This is a genomic window from Streptomyces sp. NBC_00239 (assembly GCF_036194065.1).
Taxonomy (GTDB): Bacteria; Actinomycetota; Actinomycetes; order Streptomycetales; family Streptomycetaceae; genus Streptomyces.
The window spans coordinates 1337164-1355052 of sequence record NZ_CP108095.1 but is presented as its reverse complement, the minus strand read 5'-3'; the positions used below and the strand labels follow the sequence as shown (position 1 = coordinate 1355052).

At 72.6% G+C, this 17889-nt stretch carries 12 protein-coding genes and 1 pseudogene; 9 read left to right on the top strand and 4 right to left on the bottom strand.

Going from position 1 to position 17889, the window contains the following annotated elements:
- Nucleotides 1-34 precede the first annotated feature (34 nt).
- Genes asnB through OG764_RS05970 form a run of 4 tightly spaced genes read left to right on the top strand, consistent with a single transcriptional unit; the run spans nt 35 to nt 4692 of the window.
- A complete protein-coding gene (asnB, locus tag OG764_RS05985; RefSeq protein ID WP_328967338.1) occupies nt 35-1855 on the top strand; it encodes an asparagine synthase (glutamine-hydrolyzing) in 1821 nt (606 codons plus the stop codon).
- A gap of 23 nt (nt 1856-1878) precedes the next feature.
- On the top strand, nt 1879-3552 hold the full coding sequence (locus tag OG764_RS05980) for a DUF885 family protein (RefSeq protein WP_328967337.1): 1674 nt from the start codon (nt 1879-1881) through the stop codon (nt 3550-3552).
- A 20-nt stretch (nt 3553-3572) separates the two neighbouring features.
- Nucleotides 3573-4100: a thiamine pyrophosphate-binding protein gene (locus OG764_RS05975; protein WP_328967336.1), complete on the top strand. Its 528-nt coding sequence runs from the start codon at nt 3573-3575 to the stop codon at nt 4098-4100.
- 4 nt (nt 4101-4104) lie between these two features.
- A complete protein-coding gene (locus OG764_RS05970) occupies nt 4105-4692 on the top strand; it encodes a thiamine pyrophosphate-dependent enzyme (RefSeq protein WP_328967335.1) in 588 nt (195 codons plus the stop codon).
- Nucleotides 4693-5012: 320 nt separating this feature from the next.
- Here the strand turns inward: OG764_RS05970 and OG764_RS05965 are convergent, their stop codons facing one another.
- A complete protein-coding gene (locus tag OG764_RS05965) occupies nt 5013-6158 on the bottom strand; it encodes an ABC transporter substrate-binding protein (protein WP_328967334.1) in 1146 nt (381 codons plus the stop codon).
- Nucleotides 6159-6280: 122 nt separating this feature from the next.
- Nucleotides 6281-8983, bottom strand: a complete 2703-nt coding sequence (locus OG764_RS05960) for a SpoIIE family protein phosphatase (RefSeq protein WP_443055857.1) — start codon at nt 8981-8983, stop codon at nt 6281-6283.
- A gap of 476 nt (nt 8984-9459) precedes the next feature.
- Between OG764_RS05960 and OG764_RS05955 the strand changes: the two genes are divergently transcribed.
- The 3 genes from OG764_RS05955 (at nt 9460) to OG764_RS05945 (ending at nt 11885) form a co-directional block, all read left to right on the top strand.
- Nucleotides 9460-10701: a PP2C family protein-serine/threonine phosphatase gene (locus OG764_RS05955; protein WP_328967332.1), complete on the top strand. Its 1242-nt coding sequence runs from the start codon at nt 9460-9462 to the stop codon at nt 10699-10701.
- Nucleotides 10702-11055: 354 nt separating this feature from the next.
- Complete coding sequence (gene panD / locus OG764_RS05950) at nt 11056-11475, top strand: aspartate 1-decarboxylase (RefSeq protein WP_328967331.1); 420 nt, start codon at nt 11056-11058, stop codon at nt 11473-11475.
- Nucleotides 11476-11534: 59 nt separating this feature from the next.
- Entirely contained in the window at nt 11535-11885 is a 351-nt protein-coding gene (locus OG764_RS05945; protein ID WP_328967330.1) for a GNAT family N-acetyltransferase, read from the top strand.
- Between the two features lie 89 nt (nt 11886-11974).
- On the opposite strand, the gene OG764_RS05940 is transcribed toward OG764_RS05945, so the two are convergent.
- Nucleotides 11975-13198 carry an alpha/beta hydrolase family protein gene (locus tag OG764_RS05940; protein ID WP_328967329.1) on the bottom strand — a complete coding sequence of 408 codons (1224 nt, stop codon included), beginning with the start codon at nt 13196-13198 and terminating at the stop codon, nt 11975-11977.
- A gap of 735 nt (nt 13199-13933) precedes the next feature.
- On the opposite strand from OG764_RS05940, the gene OG764_RS05935 reads away from it, so the two are divergent.
- Nucleotides 13934-15124 (top strand): transglycosylase family protein, encoded by a 1191-nt coding sequence (locus tag OG764_RS05935; RefSeq protein WP_443055856.1) that lies wholly within the window; start codon nt 13934-13936, stop codon nt 15122-15124.
- 12 nt (nt 15125-15136) lie between these two features.
- Here OG764_RS05935 and OG764_RS05930 read toward each other — a convergent pair.
- Nucleotides 15137-16069 (bottom strand): annotated as a pseudogene (locus OG764_RS05930) (DMT family transporter); the annotation flags it as partial.
- 305 nt (nt 16070-16374) lie between these two features.
- Between OG764_RS05930 and OG764_RS05925 the strand changes: the two are divergent.
- Nucleotides 16375-17838, top strand: a complete 1464-nt coding sequence (locus OG764_RS05925) for an SDR family NAD(P)-dependent oxidoreductase (protein ID WP_328967327.1) — start codon at nt 16375-16377, stop codon at nt 17836-17838.
- Nucleotides 17839-17889: the final 51 nt, after the last annotated feature.

Sequence of the window (17889 nt, the reverse complement as noted above, 5' to 3'; positions counted from 1 at the left end):
CACCCGACCCGACCCCGCCCCCAAGGAGGCCACGATGTGCGGCATCGCCGGCTGGATCGACTTCACCCGGGACCTCACCACCGAACGCCCGACGGTGGAGGCCATGACCGCGTCCCTGCACCGGCGCGGGCCCGACGCCGACGGCACCTGGATCGCCCCCCACGCCGCCCTCGGCCACCGGCGCCTGGCCATCGTCGACCTGGAGGGCGGCGTCCAGCCCATGACCGCCCACCGGCGCGGCAGCCGGGCCCCGGTGGTGCTCACCTACAGCGGCGAGCTGTACAACTTCCGCGAACTGCGGGACCAACTCCTCGCCCGCGGCCACCACTTCACCACCGCCTCCGACACCGAGGTCGTCCTGCGCGCCTACCTGGAGTGGGGGACGGGCTTCATCGACCGGCTCTCCGGCATGTTCGCCTTCGCCATCTGGGACGCCGCCCGGGAGGAACTGCTCCTGTACCGCGACCGGCTGGGCGTCAAACCGCTCTACTACCACGCCTACCGGGGCGGAGTCCTGTTCGGCTCCGAACCCAAGGCGGTCCTCGCCAACCCGCTGTTCACCGCACGCACCAGCGAGGACAAACTCCCCATCCTGTTCAACCCGCGGCTCGCCATGCCCTGGGAGACCCCCTACACCGACCTGCGCCAGGTACAGCCCGGACACATGGTCCGGGTCGACCGCTCCGGAGCCCACGAGGCACCCTACTGGCGGCTCGTCAGCCAGGAGCACCTCGACGACGAGGACACCACCGTGCGCCGGGTCCGCGAGATCCTGGAGGACACCGTCGCCCACCAGCTGGTGGCCGACGTCCCGCTGTGCACCCTGCTCTCCGGCGGCCTGGACTCCTCGGCCGTCACCGCCCTGGCCGCCCGGCACCACTCGCCCGGGCTGCGCTCCTTCTCCGTGGACTTCGAGAACGCCGCCGACGACTTCCGCGCCACGGCGCTGCGCCCGGAGCAGGACACCCCCTTCGCGTGGGCCGCCGCCCGGCACATCGGCGTCGACCACACGTCGATCAGCCTGGACCCGGCGGCGCTGGCCGGCGTCGTCCCGGCCGCACTCGCCGCCCGCGACGCACCCACCCTCGGCCAGTTCGACGCCTCCATGTACCTGCTCTTCCAGGCGATCCGCGAACGCTCCACCGTCGCGCTCTCCGGCGAGGCGGCCGACGAGGTCTTCGGCGGCTACCCCTGGTTCTTCGACCAGGCCACCGTGTGGGGCGACACCTTCCCCTGGCTCGGCAACGCACCCCGGCTGACCGACTGCCTCGCCCCCGACGTCCGGGCCCGGATCCGCCCCGGCGACGACGAACGCGACCGCTACGCCACCCTGCGCGCCAGGGTCCCGCGGCTCACCGGCGAGACCGGCCTGCAGGCCCGGATGCGCGAGGTCCTCTTCCTCAGCCTGCAAGGCCCGCTGCTGTACCTGCTCGACCGCAAGGACCGGATGAGCATGGCCCTCGGGCTGGAAGTGCGGGTGCCGTTCTGCGACCACACCCTCCTGGAGTACGTCTGGAACGTGCCCTGGAAGATGAAGGTGGCCGACGGACGGGAGAAGAGCCTGCTGCGCGCCGCGGTCGCCGACCTGCTCCCGCAGGAGGTGCTGCAACGCCGCAAGAGCGCCTTCCCCGCCACCTTCTCGCCGGCCCACGCCAAGGCCGTCCGCGCCGAGCTCGACCGGGTGCTCGACGACGCCTCCTCACCCCTGGCCCACCTGCTGGACCTGCCCAAGGTGCGCGAACTCGCCGCCGGTCGCACCGAGATGATGACGATGGCCGACAACCTGCACCTGCTGCTGCCGCTCATCGAAGTCGACCGCTGGATGCGTGCCTACGACGTGACGATGACGTCCTGACCGCCACACCGGGGAGACCACTGATGAGCAGCGCAGCAGCCGCTCTGCGCGAGCTGGCCGAAGAGTTCTGGGCATGGCGCGAGGCCACCCAGCCCGACTGCTACGACGACCTCAACCGGGTCGAGAGACCCGACGGCCCGCTTCCGGACTGGTCACCGGAGGCCGTCGCCGAGCGCGGCCGGGTGCTCGCCGGGTTCACCGCCCGCCACCGCACGCTCGACCTCACGGCCGAGCCCGTACGCGTACGGGTCGACGGCGAGCTGATCGGCTCGGCGCTCGCCCGCGTGCACTGGGAACTGCACCTGCTGCGGGACTGGCAGCGCAATCCCGGCTTCTACCTCGACCAGGCCCTGCTGCCGGTCTACCACCACCTGCTGCGGCCGGACGCCGCCGGTGAACCGAGGGCGCGGGCGGTGGCGGCCCGGCTCGCCGGTGTGCCCGGGATCCTCGCCCAGGGCCGGACCAACCTGGCCGGGCACGCCGCCGCGCCGCTCGCCGCGTACACGCTGCGGCTGCTCGACACCGCCGACGAGGCCCTCGCCACAGCGGTCGCCGCGCTCGCCGCACCGCTCCCGACGGCCCTGGCGGCCGAACTGGACACCGCGTCCGGCACGGCGCGCCGGGCCCTGACCGCGTACCGGCAGTGGCTCGCTGAGCTACTGCCCTCCTGCACCGGGCCGTTCAGCCCGGGCCCCGAAGCGTTCCGCTTCTTCCTCCACCGGGTCGCGCTCCTGCCCTGGACGGTGGAGCAACTGCGCGACATGGGCCGCCGCGAGTACGCCCGCGCCGCCGCCGCGGAGCTGGTGCTGAGCCGGCACGGGGAGCCGGACGCCCCGCCGCTGCTCCCCGGCATCGAGGCGCAGCTCGCCCGGCAGTGGACGGACGAGCTGGACGTCCGGGCGTTCCTGCGCAAGGAGCGCCTGGTCGACCTGCCGGACGACCTGCGGCACTACCGCAACCTGCCGGTCCCGCCGTACCTGGCGCCACTGACCTGGCTCGGCGTCCAGCACTACACGGCCGCCGGGGCGGGCCGGGACGAGGACGCGGTGCGCTACATCCCCGAACCCCGCCCGGACCTCCCGTACTTCCAGCTCGCCGAGGCGCGGGACCCGCGCGTGGGCATCGTCCACGAAGGGGTCCACGCCTGGCAGCTCGCGCTCTCCGCGCGGCACGAGAACCCGGTGCGGCGCCACTACTACGACTCGGCGGCGAACGAGGGCGTGGCCTTCCACACCGAGGAACTCGCCCTGCTCGCCGGCCTTTTCGACGAGGCCCCGGCCAGCCGGCGGTTCGTGGTGAACGCGATGCGGCTGCGCGCCCTGCGGGTGGAGATCGACCTGGGACTCGCGCTGGGCGAACTGACCCTCGACGAGGCGGCCGACCGGTTGGCGGACCTGGTCCCGATGGACCGCCGGACGGCGTGGGAGGAGACCGCCTTCTACGCGGGCCGCCCCGGGCTGGGCCTCAGCTACCTCGCGGGCAAGGCCCAGGTGCTCGACCTGCTGACCGCCTGCGCGCGGCGCGCGGGGACGGACTTCAGCCTCGCCGCCTTCCACGAACGGCTGTGGCGGGAGGGGAACGTGCCGCTGGCGCTCCAGCGGTGGGAACTCCTCGGGACCAGCGACCACCTGGACGAGGCGCGACGGCTGGGCGGCCCGGCGGACGGACGGCCCGGCACCGGCACGACCGACACGTGACCAACCAGAAGGAGACCCACATGCCCACCCAGACACTCCAGGCCGTGCGACCGGCCACCGCGGAGGCCGCCGCGTACGAGGCGCTGACGGCGAACGGCTTCGGCCCGTATTTCGGGACCCCGTGCGGCGTCCTCGCCCCCCTGCTCTCCCTGCTGGAGGCGGGCGCCGACTACCACGTCGTGGCGCGCGAGGACAACGCCGTCGGCGTCGCCGCCGGGGCGGGCCTGGCCGGCGCCACGCCGGTCGTGCTGATGCAGAACTCCGGCTTCGGGCAGTCCGTCAACGCGCTCGCCTCACTGGTCGTGCCGTACCGCATCCCCATGCTGCTGGTGGTCAGCATGCGGGGGACGGCGCCGGACACGACGTCCGAGAACCTCGCCATGGGGCGGCTCACCGAGCCCGTCCTGGAGGGCCTCGGCATCGACTACGCGTACCTGACCGGTGAGGACGCCGACCGGCAGCTGGAACACGCCGCCACCGTGGTGCGCGAGAAGCGCCTGCCCTACGCGCTCCTGGTCCGCCCGGACGAATTCGCCTGGAAGGTGTGACCCCATGACCACGACCATGACCTTGCCCCTGACCAAGTCCGAAGCCGTGGCGGTCGCGCTGGAGGCCGCCCCCGACGTGCCGACGGTGTTCACCACCGGCTACATCGCCCGCATCGGCGCCGCGGCCGACCGCCGCAACCACTTCTACATGACGGGATCGATGGGGCTGGCCCTGTCGCTCGGCACCGGCATCGCCCTGCGCTCGCGCCGCACCACGCTGGTGGTGGACGGCGACGGGAGCCTCCTGATGAACCCCGTCGGGCTGGTCGCGGCGGCCGAGGACCCCGACCTGCCGCTGATCCAGCTCGTCCTCGACGACGGGGTCTACGCGTCGACCGGAGGCCAGCGCGCCCCCGGCAGCCTGGTGGACCTGCCCGGGTGGGCCCGCGCCTGCGGATTCGCCCGCATCCACGCCGTGGACTCGGCGCAGGCGCTGGCGGAAGCCCTGCGCGGTGAACTCCTGAACCCGCCCGCGCCCGTCTTCATCCACTGCACGGTGACGGCCGACACCACGCCGCCTCCGCCCCGCGTGACCGACCACCTGGAGGGCATCACCGCCCGCTTCTCGGACTTCCTCCAGCCCCAGGGCTGACCCTCCCGCTCCGCGGCGGGCGGGGGGCACGGCACCGGCGGCCCACAGGCCGGTGCCGCCCCCCGCCCGCCGCGGAGCGGGCGCCGCGACGACCGGTTCGCAGACGAAGGCGACCAGTTCGTCGTCCGGCCCCGTCGTGTTGTCGGGGTCCGGGTCAGCAAGTGGTCGGCGTCGGTCCCGAATTTGCACGCGGGGAGTCCGTGGCTTCCGCCGGGTGCTCGGCACCCTCGTCGGACTGCTGATCGCGACCCAGTTGCAGCGCGCCCTGCGCCGGAGGCCTGGGCGGGCCGGCGCACGCCGGGCCAGGACCGCCTCCGTCCTCAGCCCGAGACGGCCTTGGCCCAGCCGCGGTTGACGGTCTCCCTCGCCTTCTCCGTCTGCGCCTCCGTCGGAAACGTCGGGGTGCCCTCGACCGTCGGCAGTTTCTCCGCGGCGGCCTTGTCGAGCGTGCCGTCCTTCTTCATCGCTTCCATGAGGACGGGGCGTGCGTAGGCGCCGAGCCGGAGGTTCTGGCCCTCCGGGCTGAAGACGTACTCCTGCCACAGACGTGCCGCCGCCGGGTGCGGGGCGTCCTTGTTCACTCCGTTCGCGTAGTACTCGGCGAAGCCGCCGTCGAAGGGGATGACGGTCCGCCAGTCGACGTCCGCGCCCTTCTCGCGGAATGCGTCGGCGTATCCGAGGTTGAGGAAGTCCCAGTCGATGCTGATCGGGGTCTGGCCCTTCGCGATCGTCGCCGGAGTGGATTCGACCGGGATGAAGTTTCCGTTCTTGCTGAGCTCGGCGAAGAAGTCGATACCGGGCTGGATGTCGTCGAAGGACCCCCCGTTCGCCAGGGCCGCCGCATAGACACCGGCGAAGGCGGAGCCGGACTTGGTGGGGTCGCCGTTGAGCGTGACCTGGCCCTTGTACTCGGGCTTGCGCAGGTCGGCGAAAGTCGCTGGGCAGGTCTTGACGCGCTGGGCGTCACAGCCGATCGAGACGTAGCCCCCGTAGTTGTTGTACCAGCGGGCCCGCGGGTCCTTCTGCTCTTCGGGGATCTGGTCGTAGGCGGCGACCTCGTACGGCGCGAGCAGGCCCTGCCGGGCCGCGGACTGCGCGAACGAGCCCCCCACGTCGATCACGTCGGGGGCGCGGCCCTCGCCCCTGTGCTCCTTCAGGGCGTTGACCTCGTCCTGGCTCGTCCCCTCCGGGTTCTCCGTCGTGACCTTGATCCCGTATTTCCGCTCGAAGCCGTCGATCAATGCGCCGTAGCCGGCCCAGTCCCTCGGGAGCGCGATCGTGTTCAGCGTGCCCTCCTTCTTGGCCGCTGCGGTCAGTGCCGCCATGCCGCCGGCGTCCACCGCGGAGGTGGCCACCGCGGGTGCTCTCGGTGGGGCGGGAGGCTCGTCGCTGCAGCCACCGAGGGCCGCCGCCGCGAGGGCCAGGCAGGCGGCGACGGAGACTGTCCGGACACGAGGTGCGGGCACGAAGGCTCCATAACGGGCGGTCGCGTACTGGTCGAGGCCAGCGTACGTTCGGCGGCCCCGGCGACGCAGTCCCGGACGGTGGTGTCCGCCGTCTTCCCTTCGGCTGCCCTACCGGCGCGCTCTCAGCCCCCCTCGTCGTCCCACCCGGCCAGGAGAGCCTCGCCCAGATCCACCCCGGGAGGGGCGGCCCCGCCGTGGAGGGCCTGCTCACTCCAGATGATCTTTCCGCGGGCGGTGTAGCGGGTGCCCCAGCGCTCGGCGAACTGCGCGACGAGGAACAGGCCGCGGCCGCCCTCGTCGGTAGCCTCGGCCCGGCGTAGGTGCGGGGAGGTGCTGGACCCGTCGGAGACCTCGCAGACCAGGCTGCGGTCGTACAGCAGCCTCACCCTGATGGGCTCGGTGCCGTAGCGGATGGCATTGGTGATCAGCTCGCTGAGGATGAGTTCCGTGGTGAAGGCGATGTCCTCCAGGCCCCAGTCCGACAGCCGGCGGGCGCAGGCGTTGCGCACCGGGGACACCGCCGCCGGGTCGGGGGGCACGTCCCACTCGGCGATCCGCGCGGGATCCAGCCGGCGGGTGCGGGCCACCAGCAGTGCGACGTCGTCGCTGGGCCTGGTGGGCAGCATCGCGTTGATCACCACGGTGCAGGTTTCCTCGGGGGTGCGGGCGGGCCCCGCCAGGGCGGCGCGCAGCGCTGCGAGGCCCGCGTCCGGATCGCGGTCGCGGCTCTCGATCAGCCCGTCGGTGAAGAGTGCCAGCCGGGAGCCTTCGGGCAGTGTGACCGTGATGCTTTCCATGGGCAGGCCCGCGCCCAGGCCCAGCGGCGGGGAGACCGGCACCTCGGGGAAGGACACGGTCCCGTCGGGGCCGACCAGGGCGGGGCCCGGATGCCCGGCGGTGGCGGCGGTCACCTGCCCCGAGACGGGATCGTAGATGGCGCACAGGCAGGTGGCTCCGGTGATCCCCTGCCACTCCTGTTCGTCGGTGTCGATGTGGGCGACCAGCTCGTCCAGGTGGCTCAGGAGTTCGTCCGGGGGCAGGTCGAGGGTGGAGAAGTTGTACACGGCGGTGCGCAGGCGGCCCATGGTGGCGGCGGCGTGCAGACCGTGGCCGACGACGTCGCCGACGACCAGGGCCACCCGGGTGCCGGGCAGCGGGATGACGTCGAACCAGTCACCGCCCACCCCGGCCTGGGCTGCCAGATAACGGTGCGCGACCTCGACGGCGGACTGCTCCGGTACGCCCCGGGGCAGCAGGCTGCGCTGCAGGGTGACGGCCATGGTGTGCTCGCGGGTGTAGCGGCGGGCGTTGTCGACGGACAGTGCCGCCCTGGCGGTCAGCTCCTCGGCGAAGGACACGTCCTCCTCGTCGAACGGCGGGGAGTCCTTCCCCCGCCAGTAGCCGGCCATCCCCAGTACCACGCCCCTTGCCCGCAGGGGCACGACGATCAGGGAGTGGATGCCGCGGTCCAGGATCTGCAGGGCGTTGGCCTGGTCCTGGGACCTCCAGCGGTGGGTGGCGCGCAGGTCCGCCTCCAGGACCGCATGGCCGCCGGCCAGCCCGGCGGCCATGGGACCGGTGGGAGCGAACCGGATCAGCTCGCCGACGGGGGAGAGCGGGTGGTCGCCCTGAAGGCCGACGACGGCGGTGCGGCGCATCTCGGTGTTCGCTTCGGGTGGCTCCTCGCCGCGCAGCACCGGGTCCAGCAGGTCGACAGTGACCACGTCGGCGAACCGCGGGACCGCCGCCTCCGCCAGTTCCTCCGCGGTGCGCTCCACGTTCAGCGTCGTTCCGACCTGCACCCCCGCGTCGTAGAGCAGCTTCAGCCGCTCGCGGGCCACCTCGGCCCTGCCGGTGAGTGCCCGCAGCTCGGTGGTGTCCCGCAGCGTGACTGCGGTGCCCGCCTGCCCGTAGGGGGTGGTGGGCCGGATGTTCACCGCCAGCAGCCGATCGGCCGACATGTGCAGCTCGTCGGTCGCGGAACGGCCCGATGCGATCTGCTCGGCGATCGCTTCCTCCAGACCCAGGTCCGTGACGGGGCGCCCCTCCGCGTCCACGGGCAGGTCCAGCAGCCGGCGCGCCTCGTCGTTGGCGAGCAGCAGCCGTCCGTCGCCGCCGACGATCAGTACGCCCTCTCGCACCGCGTGCAGGACCGCGTCGTGGTGCTCGTACATCCTCGTCATCTCGGCCGGGCCCAGGCCATGGGTCCGGCGCAGCAGCCGACGGCTCACCAGGGCCGTCCCACCCGCGGACAGGGCGAGCACCGCGGCGGCGCTGCCGAGGACGACCGGCAGCTGCCGGTTGACCATGGTCTGGACGTTCTGGATGGTGACCGGGGAGGAGACTATGGCGATGACGGTGCCGTGGGAGTCCTTGACGGGCACCACGGAGACCACGGACCGCCCCAGGGACCCTTCGAACGTCTCGGTGAAGGACTTGCCGGCCGCAGCCCCGGCGAAGGGGCCGACGACGCGTTTCCCGATCTGCTGCGGGTCGCTGTGGGCGACGGTGACCCCGCCGAGCGTGTACACGTTGATGCCGTCGACCCCGGCGATGTCGCTGGCCGCCCGGGCGCTCGGCTGCAGCACGGAGCTGGGATGGGGGCTGCGCAGGGCCGCGACGATTCCCGGAGATTCCGCGAACGTTCCGGCGGCGGCGAGTGTGCGGTGCCGGGCGTCCAGCATCGCGTCGCGCCGCGCCTGCACCACGAGGGCCACCACCGCGGCGGCCACGAGAAGCACCACGACGGCCAGCTGCAGGAGGAACACCTCCCCAGCCATGCTGCGCACGCTCAGCAAGGAGGACAGACGCTGCGGCCGCGCCATTGCCGTCGGGGGCCGGCCGCGCTCCTGATGGTGTCCTGAGCGGGGACGCCGAGGGGGAGAGGAAGACTGCGTGGTGGAGCGGAGCAGCCAACGCCGGAAGGGTCCCAGGACGTTGCTCATAGTCCATTCTCTAACCTCTGTGGGCCATCGGCAGCGGGGGCGACGATCGCCGAGCGGCTGCGATCCCGAGACCGCTTCTGCCCCCCCGGAGAGCGAGCCGACGGGAATCGCTCAGGGTGACCATCGGTGTGAGGCTCCGGTTGTCCTGGTCGGAGGCAGGCCGTATCCGCTCCTGCCTGCCGTCGGTATGCGCCGCCATTCGCAGCCGCGCGCCGTCCTGGTTCTGCGAACTCCTGCTTGCCGGTGAGAGCGGCGTTGCGGCAGTGGCCCGGGTTGACCACTGTGCATGATGTGCGCGGTGCGCGTTACACCCAGTGAGTTTCCCGAGGCAGTGGGACGAAGGGATGCAATCAGCGATGACCGAGGGAGGGCGGAAGCCGACCACGTTCAGGGTGGACCGGTCCGAGGGGTTCGGTGAGCGGTTGCTGGGTGTGCTGCTGGACCGGGCGCACGAGATGCCGCCGCAGTTGATCGCCCCGCTCGTTGCGGAGGAGGTGGCCAGGGTCGGCGGCCGGGACCTCTCGATCCTCTTGCAGGACTACGAACAGATGCTGCTGGTGCCGCTGCCGGGCCGGCGGTTGGTGGTCGGCGACCCCGAACCGATCGAGGACTCCCCGGCCGGAGAGTCGTTCCTGCGCCGCAAGACGGTAGAGGTGACACGGGATGGCAGTGTGCGGATGTACCTGCCGCTGCTGGACGGCAGTGACCAGGTCGGGGTCATGGCCGTCACCCTGGACAGCGTCGATGACGACGACCGGCGGCTGCTGCGCAGACTCGCCGGTCTGGTCGCCGACATGATCGTCACCAAGGACGCCTACACCGATCTGTTCTTCCAAGCCCGCCGCCGCGCCCCGATGAGCGTGGCCGCCGAGATCCAGTGGTCGCTGCTGCCTCCGCTCTCGATGACCGTTCCGCAGGTTGAGGTAGCCGGAATCCTGGAGCCTGCGTACAAGGCGGCCGGAGACAGTTTCGACTATGCCCTCAACGGCGACATCCTGCACGTGGCCATGATCGACGCGATGGGCCACGGCCTGGACGCGGCGACCATGGCGACGGTGGCCATCGGCGCCTATCGCCACTCGAGACGGGCCGACACCGGTCTGTCCCAGGTGTATGCGTTCATGGACCGGGCCATCAACGAACAGTTCGGCCACGAACACTTCGTCACCGCGCAGATGATGCGTCTGAACATCGCCACGGGTCGGCTGCATTGGGTCAATGCAGGTCACCCGGCACCGCTGCTGATCCGTGACCGCGCCGTGGTGGAGCGCCTGGTGAGCCCGACCACTTTGCCGGTCGGCTTCGGCGGCGAGCAGCCGGAAGTCAGTGAGCGGATGCTGCAACCCGGAGACCGGTTGCTGTGTTTCACCGACGGCCTGATCGAGGAGCACCAAGCCGGCGGGGAGCAGTTCGGCGAGGAGCAACTCATCGAATGGACCAACCGTGTCGTCCGTGACCACACCGGGGTCCGGCCGGTGGTGCGGGCTCTCTCCCACGCGCTGAAACAGGAACGGGGCGGCATCACCAGCGACGACGCGACCATCTTCCTCATCGAGTGGCGCGGGGGCGACGCCGACCATCTCGCCGCTTTTGACTGAGCCGATAGCCTCCCGCCCCCCCGCCGGAGACTTGGGTCGTGCGCTGATGGTGGCTGGGCACGCGGCCGAGGGCGCCCCCACGGACGCCTCCGTGGTCTCCTCCACCCGCGCCTACCTGGCCGTCTCGAGAAGGAGCCGGCCGGCGCCGATCTTGGTCGCTCTCGGCGGAGCAGTGGGCGGCTTGAATCGGTCTCCACCAGGATTGATGGAGCGTCAGGGAAGTCGGCGAGCGGTCAGTGTGAGTCCTGAAACACTTGAGGCCAGCTGACCGAACATGCGAATCGTTGTAGTCTCCGGAGACCGCCCTTGACCTGCGCAAAGCAGGCAGGGAGCAGCCGAACCGGGAGTTGTCTCATGCTTCGTACCATGTTCAAGTCCAAGATCCACCGGGCCACCGTCACGCAGGCCGACCTGCACTACGTCGGGTCCGTGACCGTGGATGCCGCCCTCATGGAGGCGGCCGATCTGCTGCCCGGGGAGCTCGTGCACATTGTCGACATAGACAACGGGGCACGGCTGGAGACCTACGTGATCGAGGGCGAGCGCGGGTCCGGGGTCATCGGGATCAACGGGGCCGCCGCGCACCTCGTGCACCCCGGCGACCTGGTCATTCTGATCAGCTACGCACAGGTCGAGGACGCCGAGGCGCGTGCGCTCACCCCTCGCGTCGTGCACGTGGACGCGGACAACCGGATCATCGAACTGGGGGCGGACCCCTCCGCGCCGGTGCCCGGCAGCGACCAGGAGCGCAGCCCGCACGCCGTGTCCGCCTGAGTCCTTCCCCTCCCGTGCACTGCCGTCCGAGTCCGTCCGCCGAGGGAGTGGCGTCGCCGATGGGTGTCGAGATCAGGGACGAGCGGGCCGCGGGACGGCTCGAAGCGTACGAGGACGGGGTGGCCGCCGGCTTCGTCGCGTACTTCGTGCTCGCCCAGCCGACCGGGGACCCTGCCGCGCTGGTGGCCGTCCACACCGTGGTCGAGCCCGGCCGCGAGGGCCGCGGGATCGGCGGTGACCTCGTACGCGCCCTCTACGGGATGGCGGCCGCGGAGGAGGTGGCCGTGGTGCCGCTGTGCCCGTACGCGGCGGCCTGGGCCCGCAAGCACCCCGACGCGGCCCCGGCGGCGCCCGCGGCGCTCGTCGAGGCCGCGCAGGCGCAGCTCGAAGCGGATCCGTCACTGTGGTGACGACGCCGGCCGGGCAGTCGGGTGTCCCGGTGCTGCGGGTGGACCGGCCGACGGCCGAGCGGGCGGTCGCGTACGGGCCGCCGCCGACCTCACGGTGAGTGGAAGCCGACCTCCGGCGCGTCGGCCACCGGGCCGTCCAGGATCGGCTGCGGCCGCCCCTTGAGGTGCTGGTCGAAGAAGGCCGTCACGTAGCGTCGGGTCAGCTCGACCGACCGCGCGCCGGGCAGCGGGGCGTCGGGATCCGGCAGCCCCAGCTGGTCGGCGAGGGCCGGGAAGTCGGTGAACGTGAAGTGCGCGGAGCCCGCGAAGGTGATCCAGCGCTTCCAGCCGTCGAGCAGCGGCCAGTCACGGTCCCAGCTGACGTCGTCCCCGGGCTTCGTGTTCGCGGCGCCCAGCAGCAGGAACGGGCGGCCGCCCAGACCGGTCGCGGGCACCGGCGTCATCAGTGAGCCGTCCATGTCCACCCCGGCCCGCACCCGCCGGTCCACGGCCATCGTCGCGGCTGCCGAGGCGCCGCCGATGGAGTGCCCGGCCATCGCGATCCGCCGCCGGTCGATCAGCTCGGCGTGCCGCCAGGCCGGCCGGTGGCCGGTGAGACGGTCCAGGAGGAAGGACACGTCCTTGGCGCGGCCGTCGCTCACCGGCCGGTAGTCGCCGGTCTGCTCGGTCTTCTCGCAGGCCAGGCAGGGCAGCATGCGGCCACCGGGGAAGGTGGCGGCGGAGGCCTCGTACGCGTGGTCCACCGCGGCCACGACGTAGCCGCGCGAGGCCAGCTCCTCGGCGAGGGCGGTGAGGGTGGCGCGGGGCACGCCGAAGCCGGGCGAGAGCACGACCAGCGGGTACCGGCCGTGGCGCGGCCGGGCGCCCTCGCGGGCGTACACCGCGGTGCCCGCCAGGGTCTCGGGGGAGATCACCTGGTCCAGGTCCCGATCGGCCAGCAGCCGGTGGGCCTCCTCGGTGCGGAGGTAGCGGGCGGGGGTGCCGGAACCCGGGCGGGCGGGGTAGCGCATGGTCACCATGAGCTCGCGCGGACCGGATCCCGCCCACGGGTCGACGCGGCTGCGGTCGGTCAGGTGCAGGACCTCCTGGCCGACCGGGAACCGGCCGGTGGGGCGCGGGAGTTCGAGCGCCACCTGTCGGCGGTCGGCGGTCAGTCCGACGGCGGGGTCCGCGGCGAAGACGGAGGCGGCGGCGGGTGCGGAGGCGGTGGCGGCGGCGGGTACGGCCGCCCCGGCGGAGCCCGCGGCGGCGAGTGGGAAGGGGAGGAGCAGGGCAAGTAACGTGGCGGCGGCTGCCGTTCGGTTGCGGGTCATGATCGGAAACCTATGCGCCGGGAGCGGGGCGGTCTTCAACTCGCAGGAGGAGCGACCCGTCAGACCCGAGGCGAGGTCGGGTCGTCCTGACGGAGGAGACGGCCGCCCCCCGCCGTACTCCTCCGTGCGGACGCCGCGCGTGTGAGTCGGCCTCGGTCGCCGGCCCCGGGCGTCGTTCGCCGCCCCCGGGCGTACGTCTGTCTGCCACACGTACGGCCGACCCGTACGACCCGTACGCCTGCGGTCGTATCCCCGGCCCCTCCGAACGGCGGGCGTCCGGAGGCGGGCGGTCCGGTGGCGCGGCACAGTGGGAGGTATGGGACCCATGCACGCAGACACCCAGCCTCCCCCGCCCGATCCGGCGCCGATGCCCCAGCCGGAGCCGGCGCCCCGGCCCACCCCGGTGCCGCCGCCGGTACCGCCGGTGCCCGGGCCGATCCCGGAGCCCGACCCCGTACCGGCGCCCCCGGGCCCGGCCCCCATCCCGCAGCCCGGCCCCCTGGGCTGACACCCGTCGCGAGCAGGCGCGCGCGCACGCGCCGCGCGCGCCCCTCGCGCGCCCCCCGATGTGCGGCACAGCGCCCCGTCGGGGCTTTGTGCTGATCGGGCGTCCGCGGCGGAGTGGAACGGCAACTGCCACTTGCATGTGCGCCGTTGAGCCCCCGGCGATCCTCTTGTCACACCCTGGTCACCCCGTTAGGTTGCGAGGTTCCTGATGTCTTCAAGGGGGCTCCCATGGGTGTACGGGGCCGGCACCGCCGGTACCAGCCGAGCAGCATCAACCGGGCCTCGCTCACGGTCACCGCGGGCGGTGCCGGGATCATGCTCCCCCTGATCGGCGCGGGGACGGCGCACGCCGCCTCCGTCGACACCTGGAACAAGGTCGCGGCCTGCGAATCCAGCGGGAACTGGCAGATCAACACGGGCAACGGCTACTACGGCGGCCTGCAGTTCAGCCGGAGCACGTGGCGCGAATTCGGCGGCACGGTCTACGCCCAGCGGGCCGACCTCGCCTCCAAGGGTCAGCAGATCACCATCGCAGAGAAGGTGCTCGACGGGCAGGGGCCGGGCGCCTGGCCCGCCTGCGGACCCGCGGCGGGCCTGACCCGCGGCGGCCCCGCCCCCGACGACGACGGCGGCGCCCCGACGAAGCCCCGGCAGACCAGGACCGTCCCGAAGCAGGCCGCCGCGCCCGCCCCGGTCAAGACGGCGGCGCTGCCGAAGACCGCGCGTCCCGCGATGGGTTCCCCGTACACGGTGGTGCCGGGCGACTCGCTCTCGGGGATCGCGGACGAACACCACGTGCGCGGCGGTTGGCAGGCCGTGTACGAGGCGAACCGCACGGTCATCGGCGGCGACCCCGACATGATCTACCCCGGGCAGCGGCTGAGCCTGACCGTCACCGGGCATCCGCGCACGCTCCCCGCGCCCGCGCCCTCCCCGGAGAAGCCGCCGCGGACCGCGAAGCCCGTACCGGCCAAGCCCGCGAAGGTGACCAAGCCGCCGAAGGAGACCGCGCGCGGCGGCTGGTTCGCACCCGTCGAGGCGAGCATCGGCACCCCGTACCACCAGTCCGGATCGTCCTGGTCCAGCGGCTACCACACGGGCGTCGACTTCCAGGTCCCCACCGGGACGTCCGTCAAGGCCGTCGCCGCGGGCGAAGTGGTCTCGGCCGGCTGGGGCGGCGCGTACGGCTACCAGGTGGTGATCCGGCACACGGACGGGAAGTACTCCCAGTACGCGCACCTGTCAGCGGTCGGCGTCCGGGCGGGGCAGCAGATCAACGGAGGACAGCGGATAGGCCGTTCCGGCTCCACCGGCAACAGCACCGGCCCGCACCTTCACTTCGAGATGCGCACGGGATCCGGCTACGGCTCGGACATCGACCCGCTCGCGTACCTGCGCGGCCGGGGCGTTTCGATCTGACCTCGGCAGCACGGTCCCCGGCCGCTCCGGCGCCGGGGACCGCGGCGAAGCCGACGCGGTCGACCGGTCCGACCGGGCGGGAGCCGCGGCCCGACGGGCCGGAGCCACGGGCCGCCGGGCCGATGACAGCCGCTCGGCGGTCAGCAGGACGATGCCGGCCGCCGCGACCGCGCCGCTCAGCAGCGCCGCGGCCGTGCCAAGCGCCCCGTACCGGAAGCTCTCGCCGAACAGGGTCAGGCCGACCGTCGCGGCGACCACCGGATTGACCACGGTCACCGTCGCGAGCGGGGCGGTCAGCCCCGCGCCCCGGTACGAGGCCTGGGACAGCAGCAGCCCGGTGGACGCGAGCACGGCGATGACCGCCATGCCGGGGAGCTCGGCGAACGGCGCTCCGGAGGTCCACGACTCGGCCACGGACTTGGTGAACACCGACGCGATGCCGAACGCCACACCGGCGGCCGCGGCGAGCAGCACACTCCGGCTGACCGCCCGGTGCACCGCACGGGCCAGCAGGAACAGCACGACGACGGCGCCGGCCGTGACCGCGATCAGCAGCCCGCGCTCGCCGCCTGCCAGCGGCTCCGAGCCCGACCCTCCGGTGAGGGCGAGCAGCCCCGCCAGCCCGACGGTGGCCAGGACCGCGCCGCGCCAGGCGGTGCGCCCGGCCCGCCGGCGCACGAACAGCGCGGCCAGCGGCAGGGCGAAGACTATGGTGAGGGCGCCGAGCGGCTGCACCAGGCTGAGCGGCCCGTAGGCGAGGGCCGCGACGTGCAGCAGTGCACCGAGCCCGTTCAGACCGACCGCCACCCACCAGCCCGCGCGCCGCAGCGGAGCGTAAGGCTGGCCGGACGTGCTGACCGCCACCTGCTCCTGGACGATGGCACCGCCCGCGTACGCGACCGCCGACACCAGTGACAGCAGCACCGCCAGTGCCAGCGCACTCATGGGAATCTCCGGGTCGGTGCATCCATGCTCACCACAATGCCGCGCGCGACTCGAGTATTCCTCGTGCTACGGGTGGGAACAGCGGCTACTGCGTCCGCAGTACGGGTGTAGGACGCAGGGGGTAGGGGACGGCGGTCGGGCGGGGTACGGGGCCGCGGCCGGGCCGGCCGCGGGCGGCGCGGGGGCGGGGCTGTCGTGACCGCCCGGTCACGTCGCGTGAGCGGGTTTGAGACAAGGGGCGGCCATCCGTAAGGTTCTCCTTTTGGGACTTCTCCGTAGCAAGCGATCGAGGAACGGCAGCGGCCATGACGGTGACTGAAGACAACCAGGTGTACGGGCCGGGAATCGACCCGGAGCGCCTGGCCGTCTGCCTCGGCGTGCTCGAAGAGCTCGACAAGCTCGACGTCGACCACCCGGACGCGATCCTCGTCCGGCGCGCCACGGCCGGCATCTACCGGACCGTCAAGCAGCGCCGCCGCCAGGACCGCCGCGCCGCGAAGACCGCGAACGACAAGGCCGTCACCGAGGCCACCGCCACCGGCTCCGCCGAGCGCATCGACGACGAGACCCAGGGCAACGCGCTCACCGCGGCGACCAAGGGCCCGATCGCCGGGATACTCCAGCGCCCGCGCTCCTGCTACGTCTGCAAGACGCGCTACGTCGAGGTCGACGCGTTCTACCACCAGCTGTGCCAGGACTGCGCCGCCTTCAACCGGGCCCGCCGCGACGCGCGCACCGACCTGAGCGGCCGCCGCGCCCTGCTCACCGGAGGCCGCGCCAAGATCGGCATGTACATCGCGCTGCGGCTGCTGCGCGACGGTGCGCACACCACCATCACCACGCGCTTCCCCAACGACGCGATCCGCCGCTTCAAGGCGATGCCCGACAGCTCCGAGTGGCTGCACCGCCTGAAGATCGTGGGCATCGACCTGCGCGACCCGGCCCAGGTCGTGGCGCTCGCCGACTCGGTCGCCGCCGAGGGCCCGCTCGACATCCTGATCAACAACGCCGCGCAGACGGTCCGCCGCTCCCCGCAGGCGTACAGCGAGCTCGTCGCCGCCGAGAACGCGCCGCTGCCCGCCGGTGAGCTGCCGACGGCCGAGGTCATCGGGACGTTCGGCAGCGGCACCGTGGACCGGGTCGCCGCCCTGCCCTCCGGCCGGGGCGACAAGCTCAGCGCCCAGGACGTCACCGAGCTGGCCCTGGTGTCGGGCTCCGCCTCCCTGGAGCGGATCGCGGCCGGTACCGCCATCGACGCCGGCGGCCTGGTCCCGGACCTGCACGACACCAACAGCTGGATCCAGACCGTCTCCGAGGTCGACCCGATCGAGCTGCTCGAAGTGCAGCTGTGCAACTCCACGGCGCCGTTCATCCTGATCAGCAAGCTGCGCGCGGCCATGACCGCGTCCGCGGCGCCGTTCAAGTACGTGGTGAACGTCTCCGCGATGGAGGGCGTCTTCAGCCGCGGCTACAAGGGCGCCGGCCACCCGCACACGAACATGGCCAAGGCCGCGCTGAACATGCTGACCCGCACCAGCGCGCAGGAGATGTTCCAGGCGGACAAGATCCTGATGACCGCCGTGGACACCGGCTGGATCACCGACGAGCGCCCGCACCCGGACAAGGTCCGGCTGGCCGAGGAGGGCTTCCACGCGCCGCTCGACCTGGTCGACGGGGCGGCGCGGGTCTACGACCCGATCGTGCGCGGTGAAGCGGGCGAAGAGCTCTACGGCGTCTTCCTGAAGGACTACGCCCCCGCCAACTGGTAGGGGCGCAACTCCAGCCTCGCCGGCGCTTGAGGCGCGGGGTTTGGGGCGGAG

What these genes read in the sequence shown, in the direction of transcription:
- asnB (WP_328967338.1), top strand. Translation starts at nt 35, where the DNA reads ATGTGCGGCATCGCCGGCTGGATCGACTTCACCCGGGACCTCACCACC.
- OG764_RS05980 (WP_328967337.1), top strand. Translation starts at nt 1,879, where the DNA reads ATGAGCAGCGCAGCAGCCGCTCTGCGCGAGCTGGCCGAAGAGTTCTGG.
- OG764_RS05975 (WP_328967336.1), top strand. Translation starts at nt 3,573, where the DNA reads ATGCCCACCCAGACACTCCAGGCCGTGCGACCGGCCACCGCGGAGGCC.
- OG764_RS05970 (WP_328967335.1), top strand. Translation starts at nt 4,105, where the DNA reads ATGACCACGACCATGACCTTGCCCCTGACCAAGTCCGAAGCCGTGGCG.
- OG764_RS05960 (WP_443055857.1), bottom strand. Translation starts at nt 8,983, where the DNA reads ATGGCGCGGCCGCAGCGTCTGTCCTCCTTGCTGAGCGTGCGCAGCATG.
- OG764_RS05955 (WP_328967332.1), top strand. Translation starts at nt 9,460, where the DNA reads ATGACCGAGGGAGGGCGGAAGCCGACCACGTTCAGGGTGGACCGGTCC.
- panD (WP_328967331.1), top strand. Translation starts at nt 11,056, where the DNA reads ATGCTTCGTACCATGTTCAAGTCCAAGATCCACCGGGCCACCGTCACG.
- OG764_RS05945 (WP_328967330.1), top strand. Translation starts at nt 11,535, where the DNA reads ATGGGTGTCGAGATCAGGGACGAGCGGGCCGCGGGACGGCTCGAAGCG.
- OG764_RS05940 (WP_328967329.1), bottom strand. Translation starts at nt 13,198, where the DNA reads ATGACCCGCAACCGAACGGCAGCCGCCGCCACGTTACTTGCCCTGCTC.
- OG764_RS05935 (WP_443055856.1), top strand. Translation starts at nt 13,934, where the DNA reads ATGGGTGTACGGGGCCGGCACCGCCGGTACCAGCCGAGCAGCATCAAC.
- OG764_RS05925 (WP_328967327.1), top strand. Translation starts at nt 16,375, where the DNA reads ATGACGGTGACTGAAGACAACCAGGTGTACGGGCCGGGAATCGACCCG.